Below are 7,023 nucleotides of genomic sequence, written 5' to 3'. Positions count from 1 at the left end.
AGCGTGCCGCGGCGGAGCCGGTGCGCAGCAACGACGCGCCGCGCGCGCCGCGCCGCGAAGAGGCTTCCGGCAACGGCGCCCCGCGCGGCAGCCGGAGCCGCCCGCCCCGTCGCGACGAGCTCGACGACGGCCCTCAGGTCAAGGGCCTTGGCGATCATGTTCCGGCCTTCCTGCTGCGTCCGGTGCGCGTCGGCTGAGCCGCCGGCTGCGGCAACCTTGCCTTAACCTCGTCTGCCGTAGGGTCAGCCGGTATACGGATACGGAAGAATTCCCGTAGCCGCCGGGAGACAGAACGTCATGACCACCAGCCGACAGGGCTTGCCGCAGGCCCACGACCTGGCAGAACAGGTCGTCGCGGCCATGCGACAGCACTATTCCCCCGGCTACCCCCGCGCCTTCGAAGTCTGGTATGCGCATCTCAGCGGCGAGATGCCGGCGCTGAGCATGGCGATGAACGCCGTGATCGCGGCGAGCAGCGGCGAAGTCGGCGCCGCCGACATCGACACGCTCTACGAAAAATTCATCAGCACAGACCGCCTGTCGCGCCAGGCCGAGCGCACCAGCCTGCAGGTGCTCGCCGAGATCGACAGCATGATGGCCCTGGTCGACCGGGCGCTGAGCTCGAGCGAGCAGTATCATGGCCGGCTCTGCGCCATGTCAGAAGAGGTGCCGCCCTCGGCCGACCGGCAGAAGCTGCGCGAATGGGTCGAGGCGCTGGTGCTGTCGACGCGCGAGGAGGTGGCGCGCAAGACCCAGCTCGAGACGCAGCTGCGCGAGAGCGCCCACGAGATCCACAATCTGCGCGAGGCGCTGGAGTCGACACGGGCCGAGGCCCTGACCGATCCTCTCACCGGCCTCGCCAACCGGCGCCATTTCGAGGAGATGCTGCAGAAGGCGATCGACCAGGCGACGCTGCGGCGCGAGCCCTTCGCGCTGGTCATGGCCGATATCGACTTCTTCAAGCATTTCAACGATATGCACGGCCATCTGACGGGCGATCAGGTGCTCCGGCTGGTCGCCAGGACGATGAAGGACAAGTTCAAGGACAAGGCGATCATCACCCGCTTCGGCGGCGAGGAGTTCGCCATCATCCTGCCCGAAGCCGACGTCGTCGCCGGCAAGTTCGGCGCCGAGACCGTGCGTCAGGCGCTGCTGACCCGCGAGCTGGTGAAGCGCTCGACCAATGAGAGCCTCGGGCGCATCACGATCTCGCTCGGCGTCTCGGTCTACCGGCGCGGCGACACGGCCAGCTCGATCGTCGAGCGGGCCGACAACGCGCTGCTGCAGGCCAAGCGCGACGGCCGCAACCGGACCGTCACCGAGGACGCGGTGGTCAGCGCGGCGAAGGTCGCCTGAGCGGCCGGCCGCGCTTTCCCAGCGCGGCCTCCCGTGCCGCCGCGAGCGCCAGTCCGGTGAAGCGGCGCAACACCTCCTCGTCGTCGAAAGCGGCGGCCGGCAGACGCCAATAGCTCAGCTCGCGGTCCCGGCTGCGCGCGCTGTAGCGGAACGGCTCGCTGCCGGCCGCCGCGAACTCCGGACGGGTCGCCTCGGTCGTCTTCAGGAAGATCTCGCCGTCGAAGGCGAGCGCGAACATCGCCTCGCCGGCATAGACGCCGAGCCCGCCGAACATGCGGCGTGTCCGCACGGACGTCACCGGCGCGAACACTTCCGCGACCGCGGCGGCGTCCATGCCGGCGCTACTGCGCGGCGAGCGCGCTCTCCGAGCGCGGCCGGATCTCGACCGATTCGCCGCAGCCGCAGGCCGAAACCTGATTCGGATTGTTGAAGACGAAGGTCGAGGAGAAGCGGTCGGTCCTGAAATCGAGCTCGGTGCCGAGCAGGAACAGCACCGCCTTGGCGTCGACGATCACGGTCGCGTCCTTCTCGGTGACGACCTCGTCGCCCTTCTCGAGCGCGCGCGCGACCTCGAAAGTGTACTCCATGCCGGCGCAACCGCCCTTCTTGACGCCGACGCGCAGGCCGAGCGCGGGGGCATCGGGGTTGTCGCGCGCCGATTGCGCCATGATCTCGCGAATGCGCGCAGCGGCGGCATCGGTCAGCGAGACCACCTTCAGGCCGGGTATCGAAAACATCCTCGTCCCTCCTCGACCGGATTCAAGGTCCGGTGAAAACAGGATTGCCGACAACAACATAGGGATTGGCGGGCGGAACGTCGAGATGCGCCGGCCGGGACGGCGCCATTTGCCTGCGTCCGTTGCGTGCGGCGCCCGCCCGTGCACTCTGCCCTGATCCGTTCCGCATCCGACAGATGGCCATGACCTCCTACCGCCTGCACCGGCCCGACGCCCTCCGCACCCTCACCCGCGCCATGATCACCGCCGCCGGCTGGAACGAGGCGGAGGCGAAGGAGACGGCCGAGCATCTGGTGCTCGCCAATCTCAGCGGCCATGACAGCCATGGGGTCGGCATGCTGCCGCTCTATTTCAACGCGCTGGCGGACGGCAATCTGACGCCGCACGCCAAGCCCGCCATCCGCAGCGAGGCCGGCCCCTTCCTGATCGTCGACGGCAATGTCGCGCTCGGCCAGCCGACGGCGCGCCTGGCAGTCGACCGCGCCGTCGCGATCGCGCAGACCGGCGGTGTCGCCGTGCTCAACCTGCTCGACGCCCACCATATCGGGCGCATCGGCCATTATTCGGAGGTCGCCGCGGCCGCCGGCCTGATCTCCGTCTTCTGGGTCAATGTCGCCGGCCGGCCGCCGATCGTCGCGCCCTTCGCCGCCAAGCAGGCGCGCTTCGGCACCAATCCGATCTCGACGGGCATTCCGGTGCCGGGCGGCGCGCCGCTGATCCTCGACTTCGCCACGAGCCGCATGGCCCATGGCAAGGCGCGCGTCGCGCTCAACAAGGGCGTCACCGTGCCGGAAGGCTACATCATCGACGGCGAAGGCCGGCCGACGGTCGAACCGAAGCATGTCTTTCCGCAGGCGATCCCCGGCCTGCCGCTCGGCGCGCTCCTGCCGTTCGGCGACCACAAGGGGGCTGGCCTGTCGCTGATCGCCGAGCTGCTCTCGGCCGGGCTGATGGGCGCGGCCCGCATCGACGAGAAGCCGCACAGGAGCTGGATCATCAACTCCCTCTTCGGCGTTCTGATCGACCCGGCCCGGCTCGAACCGGACGCGGAGCTGCGCCGGCAGCGGATCGAGAGCTATCTCGCCTTCGTGCGTGCCGCCGCGCCGCAGGATCCGTCGCAGCCCGTGCTGGCGCCCGGGGACAAGGAGCGCGCGACCAGGACCGAGCGGGAGCGCGACGGCATTCCGCTCGACGATGAGACCTGGTCACAGATCGTCGCCGCCGCCAGGGCCCATGGCGTCGACGCCGAGAGCTTCTAACAGCCGTTAGTCTGACGATCCTCGCGATCGCGCATGTGCTGCTCGGCCCCCGTCTGCTGCGCCAGCCAGGGCTCGCGCCGGATCGTCCAGAGTTCGTAGGCCGGGACGAGTTCGGTCGGCGGGCGGTCCAATGTGCCGAGCTTGATCTCGATCTCGTCGGACCCGTCCGCCCAGCAGAACAGCGGCGAGCCGCAGCTCGGGCAGAAGCGCTCGCCCCCGGCCCGGCTCTGCCAGCAGCCGAGCTCGCCCGACAGGGTGGCGCTGGCCCTCGGCCAGATGCCGAAGAAGGAGAAGGTCGAGCCGGAGCCCTTGCGGCAGGTCTCGCAATGGCAGATGCCGACGCGGACCGGCTCGCCGTCGAGCTCGTAGCGGACCTGCCCGCAATTGCAGCCACCGGACAGTTTCATTGTCGCCCTCGCATTCGGATTGAGCGCCTCGCGGCAGAGCAGCGGCCCAGCCGGCCAGCTCAGTGGCCGGGGAGGTCCGGCATCATAGTCAAACAGCAGGCCGAGACAGAGATCGTCAGGTATGCTCGCGGCAACGCCGGACCGAAGGCCCGCGCCGATACGGCTCCGGACATCTCCGGGTCGCCCTCCGGGCTATCAGGCGACCCGATTCAGCGCTCCGCCACGGCAGGACAGCATGACCCTCGACGACTACAACGCCTTCTGCGCCGCCCTGCCCGCCACCAGCCATGTCGTGCAATGGGGCGGGGCCGATGTCTGGAAGGTCGGCGGCAAGGTGTTCGCGATCGGCCGCGACGATGCCGAGGGCGCACTCTTGGTCTCGTTCAAATGCTCGCCCATGGCCTATGAGATGCTGCGCGATGCGCCCGGCTGCCGCCCGGCTCCCTATCTCGCCTCGCGCGGGATGAAATGGATCCAGCGCTTCTCCGACGAAGGCCTGCCGGACGACGCCTTCCGCGACTATCTGCGCGAGAGCCACCGTCTGGTCGCCGCCGGGCTGACGCGCAAGCTGCGTGCGGAGCTGGGGCTCGGCTGACCACCGCGTCATTCCCGGGCGAAGCGCGGCGCAGGCCCGAGAACCCCGTGACGACGGGGCGCCGTTCAGAGCCTCTTCCGGCCTGAGAAGCTCGGGTCGCGCCCGAGCATGACGAGCATTCCCTAAACCGTCGCCTCGCCCTTCAGCACCGGCACGCAGCCGCCGCCGACGGTGGCGCGGATCTCGGCGCCCACACGGCGCGCCGTCACCTGCAGCAGGCTCGGCCGGCCCATTTCGACGCCCTGCGCAATCTCGAAGGCGAGGCTGTCCCTGTCCGAGAGCGACAGGGTCAGTGCCGCCAGCGTCGCGCTCGCGCTGCCCGTCGCCGGGTCCTCCCAGGTACCGGCGAGCGGCGCGAACATGCGGGCCCGGACAGTGCCGCCGACCCAGGCGTAGAAGAAGATCGAGAGGCGGCCTTCGAGGCCGGGATTGGCCTGCGCCAGGCGGCGATAGGCCGCGATGTCCGGCGTCGCCCGCGCCAGCGCCTCCGGCGCGACCTCGGCCAGCACGAACTTGACGCCGAGAGAGGCCTGCTGCGGCGGGTGACGGCCAGTGAGCACGTGCTGCGGGCCGAGCCCGGCGCAGGCCGCGATCGCGTCGGCGGGCAGCTGGATGCCGAGCGAGAGCGCCTGCGGCGCGGCGATGGTGGCGCCGGTCACCAGCCCGTCGGCGTCGCGCGCGACCCGGACCTCGACCAGGCCTGCGAGCTCCTCGAACAGCAGGAGGCCGTCGCTGTCGCGGCCGTGGGCGGCGAGCACGCAGGCGGTGCCGACATTGGGGTGGCCGGCGAAGGGCATCTCGGCCGTGCGGTGGAAGATGCGCACGCGGGCGGTGTTGGCCGGATCGTCCGGCGGCAGCACGAAGGTGGTCTCGCTGTAGTTCATCTCCGCGGCCAGCGCCTGCATCTGCGCGTCGGAAAGGCCGCGTGCATCGGTGAAGACGGCGAGCTGGTTGCCGCCGAAGCGGCGGTCGGTGAAGACGTCGACGGTCTCGAAGGGATAAGACGGCATGGCGGTCTCCGGCGGCCTGATCAGGCCCGGAGACTGCCATCCGGGGCAGCGCCGGAGAAATCAGGATTCGGAATGCGACCGATAACGCCGAGGCGGGCTCAGGCCCACCAGCGCTCGCCGACCGGGAACCGGCCCGCGGCATCCTCGATCACCTGGCCGAGCGAGAACAGCGTCTCCTCGTCGAAGGGCCGGCCGATCAGCTGCAGGCCGAGCGGCAGGCCCTGGCTGTCCAGCCCCGCCGGAACGGCGATGCCGGGCAGGCCGGCCATGTTCACCGTCACGGTGAAGACGTCGTTGAGATACATCTCGACCGGGTCCTCCGAGCCCTTCTCGCCGATGCCGAACGCCGCGGACGGCGTGGCAGGCGTCAGGACCGCATCGATGCCCTGGTCGTAGACCTGTTCGAAGTCGCGCTTGATCAGCGTGCGCACCTTCTGGGCGCGCAGGTAATAGGCGTCGTAATAGCCCGAGGACAGCACATAGGTGCCGATCATGATGCGGCGCTTGACCTCGGCGCCGAAACCGGCGGCGCGGGTCTTCTCGTACATCTCGACGATGTCGCGGCCCTGCTCGCGCAGGCCGTAGCGGACGCCGTCATAGCGGGCGAGGTTGGACGAGGCTTCCGCCGGCGCGACGATGTAATAGGCCGGCAGCGCGTATTTGGCGTGCGGCAGCGAGATCTCGACGATCTCGGCGCCGGCCGCCCTCAGCCAGTCGATGCCCTGCTGCCAGAGCGCGTCGATCTCGGCGTTGAGGCCCTCAAGCCGGTACTCCTTCGGGATGCCGATCCGCATGCCCTTGACCGAGCGGCCGACCGCCGCCTCGTAATCCGGCACCGGCCGGTCGACCGAGGTGGTGTCCCTGGGGTCGTGCCCGGCCATGGAGCGGAGCATCACGGCCGTATCGCGCACGGTCTTGCCGATCGGCCCGGCCTGGTCCAGCGAGGACGCGAAGGCGACGATGCCCCAGCGCGAGCAGCGGCCATAGGTCGGCTTGATGCCGACCGTGCCGGTGAAGGCGGCCGGCTGCCGGATCGAGCCGCCGGTGTCGGTCGCGGTCGCGGCGAGGCAGAGATGGGCGGCCACCGCCGCCGCCGAGCCGCCGGAGGAACCACCCGGAACCAGATGATTGCCTTCGATCGCGCCGGCCGCCCCTGCCCCTACATTCGACCCCTGGCGGCGCCAGGGATTGACCACCGGGCCGAAAGCCGAGGTCTCGTTCGACGAGCCCATGGCGAACTCGTCATTGTTGAGCTTGCCGAGCATGACGGCGCCGTCGCGCCAGAGCTGAGAGGAGACGGTCGATTCATAGGGCGGCACGAAATTGCCGAGGATGCGCGAACAGGCGGTGGTGCGCACGCCCTTGGTCGCGAACAGGTCCTTGATGCCGAGCGGCAGGCCCTCGAGCGGGCCGGCCTCGCCCTTCGCCAGCTTCTCGTCGGAGGCGGCGGCCTGCGCCAGCGCATGCTCGGGCGTCTCCAGCACATAGGCGTTGAGCGCGCGCGCCTGCTCGACGGCGGCGATGTGGGCCCTGGTCAGCTCGGTGGCGGAAAACTGCTTGGCCTTCAGCCCGTCGCGGGCCTCGGTCAGGGTCAGGCGGGTGAGATCGGTCACGGGGATTGTCCGGTTCTGGCAAGCGGAAGGAAGCCCCCGGATCGTG

Annotated in this window: 8 protein-coding genes and 1 pseudogene; 4 read left to right on the top strand and 5 right to left on the bottom strand. The window is 69.9% G+C overall.

Features of this window, described 5'->3' with window-relative positions; translation table 11 throughout:
• Together CS1GBM4_RS21990 and CS1GBM4_RS21985 are read left to right on the top strand one after the other, a co-directional pair.
• A pseudogene (locus tag CS1GBM4_RS21990) lies at positions 1 to 197 on the top strand (DEAD/DEAH box helicase); the annotation flags it as partial.
• Between the two features lie 100 nt (positions 198 to 297).
• Positions 298 to 1,356, top strand: coding sequence for a GGDEF domain-containing protein (locus tag CS1GBM4_RS21985; RefSeq protein WP_186420902.1), 1,059 nt, complete (start codon positions 298 to 300; stop codon positions 1,354 to 1,356).
• Here CS1GBM4_RS21985 and CS1GBM4_RS21980 read toward each other — a convergent pair.
• Both CS1GBM4_RS21980 and CS1GBM4_RS21975 read right to left on the bottom strand, forming a co-directional pair.
• Positions 1,334 to 1,690 (bottom strand): TfoX/Sxy family protein, encoded by a 357-nt coding sequence (locus CS1GBM4_RS21980; RefSeq protein WP_186420901.1) that lies wholly within the window; start codon positions 1,688 to 1,690, stop codon positions 1,334 to 1,336. The genes CS1GBM4_RS21985 and CS1GBM4_RS21980 overlap by 23 nt on opposite strands.
• 7 nt (positions 1,691 to 1,697) lie before the next feature.
• Entirely contained in the window at positions 1,698 to 2,093 is a 396-nt protein-coding gene (locus tag CS1GBM4_RS21975) for an iron-sulfur cluster assembly accessory protein (protein WP_186420900.1), read from the bottom strand.
• 182 nt (positions 2,094 to 2,275) lie between these two features.
• Here CS1GBM4_RS21975 and CS1GBM4_RS21970 point away from each other — a divergent pair, with 182 nt between their 5' ends.
• The gene (locus CS1GBM4_RS21970) at positions 2,276 to 3,352 is read left to right on the top strand and encodes a malate/lactate/ureidoglycolate dehydrogenase (protein ID WP_186420899.1); all 1,077 of its coding nucleotides are present in this window, start codon (positions 2,276 to 2,278) and stop codon (positions 3,350 to 3,352) included.
• Here the strand turns inward: CS1GBM4_RS21970 and CS1GBM4_RS21965 are convergent.
• Positions 3,349 to 3,759, bottom strand: a complete 411-nt coding sequence (locus tag CS1GBM4_RS21965; RefSeq protein ID WP_186420898.1) for a GFA family protein — start codon at positions 3,757 to 3,759, stop codon at positions 3,349 to 3,351. The genes CS1GBM4_RS21970 and CS1GBM4_RS21965 overlap by 4 nt on opposite strands.
• Before the next feature lie 235 nt (positions 3,760 to 3,994).
• Between CS1GBM4_RS21965 and CS1GBM4_RS21960 the strand changes: the two genes are divergently transcribed.
• Positions 3,995 to 4,354, top strand: a complete 360-nt coding sequence (locus CS1GBM4_RS21960; RefSeq protein ID WP_186420897.1) for an MmcQ/YjbR family DNA-binding protein — start codon at positions 3,995 to 3,997, stop codon at positions 4,352 to 4,354.
• Positions 4,355 to 4,476: 122 nt separating this feature from the next.
• On the opposite strand, the gene CS1GBM4_RS21955 is transcribed toward CS1GBM4_RS21960, so the two are convergent.
• Together CS1GBM4_RS21955 and gatA are read right to left on the bottom strand one after the other, a co-directional pair.
• Positions 4,477 to 5,364: a PhzF family phenazine biosynthesis protein gene (locus CS1GBM4_RS21955; protein WP_186420896.1), complete on the bottom strand. Its 888-nt coding sequence runs from the start codon at positions 5,362 to 5,364 to the stop codon at positions 4,477 to 4,479.
• Between the two features lie 98 nt (positions 5,365 to 5,462).
• The gene (gene gatA, locus CS1GBM4_RS21950) at positions 5,463 to 6,977 is read right to left on the bottom strand and encodes an Asp-tRNA(Asn)/Glu-tRNA(Gln) amidotransferase subunit GatA (RefSeq protein ID WP_186420895.1); all 1,515 of its coding nucleotides are present in this window, start codon (positions 6,975 to 6,977) and stop codon (positions 5,463 to 5,465) included.
• Between the last annotated feature and the right edge of the window lie 46 nt (positions 6,978 to 7,023).

Source organism: Allobosea sp. CS1GBMeth4, from assembly GCF_900185715.1.
Taxonomy (GTDB): domain Bacteria; phylum Pseudomonadota; class Alphaproteobacteria; order Rhizobiales; family Beijerinckiaceae; genus Allobosea.
This window is presented reverse-complemented; position numbering and strand designations above follow the sequence as displayed.

Bases quoted from the DNA above. Each gene is read 5' to 3' on its own strand.
- CS1GBM4_RS21985 (WP_186420902.1), top strand. From the start codon at position 298: ATGACCACCAGCCGACAGGGCTTGCCGCAGGCCCACGACCTGGCAGAA.
- CS1GBM4_RS21980 (WP_186420901.1), bottom strand. From the start codon at position 1,690: ATGGACGCCGCCGCGGTCGCGGAAGTGTTCGCGCCGGTGACGTCCGTG.
- CS1GBM4_RS21975 (WP_186420900.1), bottom strand. From the start codon at position 2,093: ATGTTTTCGATACCCGGCCTGAAGGTGGTCTCGCTGACCGATGCCGCC.
- CS1GBM4_RS21970 (WP_186420899.1), top strand. From the start codon at position 2,276: ATGACCTCCTACCGCCTGCACCGGCCCGACGCCCTCCGCACCCTCACC.
- CS1GBM4_RS21965 (WP_186420898.1), bottom strand. From the start codon at position 3,759: ATGAAACTGTCCGGTGGCTGCAATTGCGGGCAGGTCCGCTACGAGCTC.
- CS1GBM4_RS21960 (WP_186420897.1), top strand. From the start codon at position 3,995: ATGACCCTCGACGACTACAACGCCTTCTGCGCCGCCCTGCCCGCCACC.
- CS1GBM4_RS21955 (WP_186420896.1), bottom strand. From the start codon at position 5,364: ATGCCGTCTTATCCCTTCGAGACCGTCGACGTCTTCACCGACCGCCGC.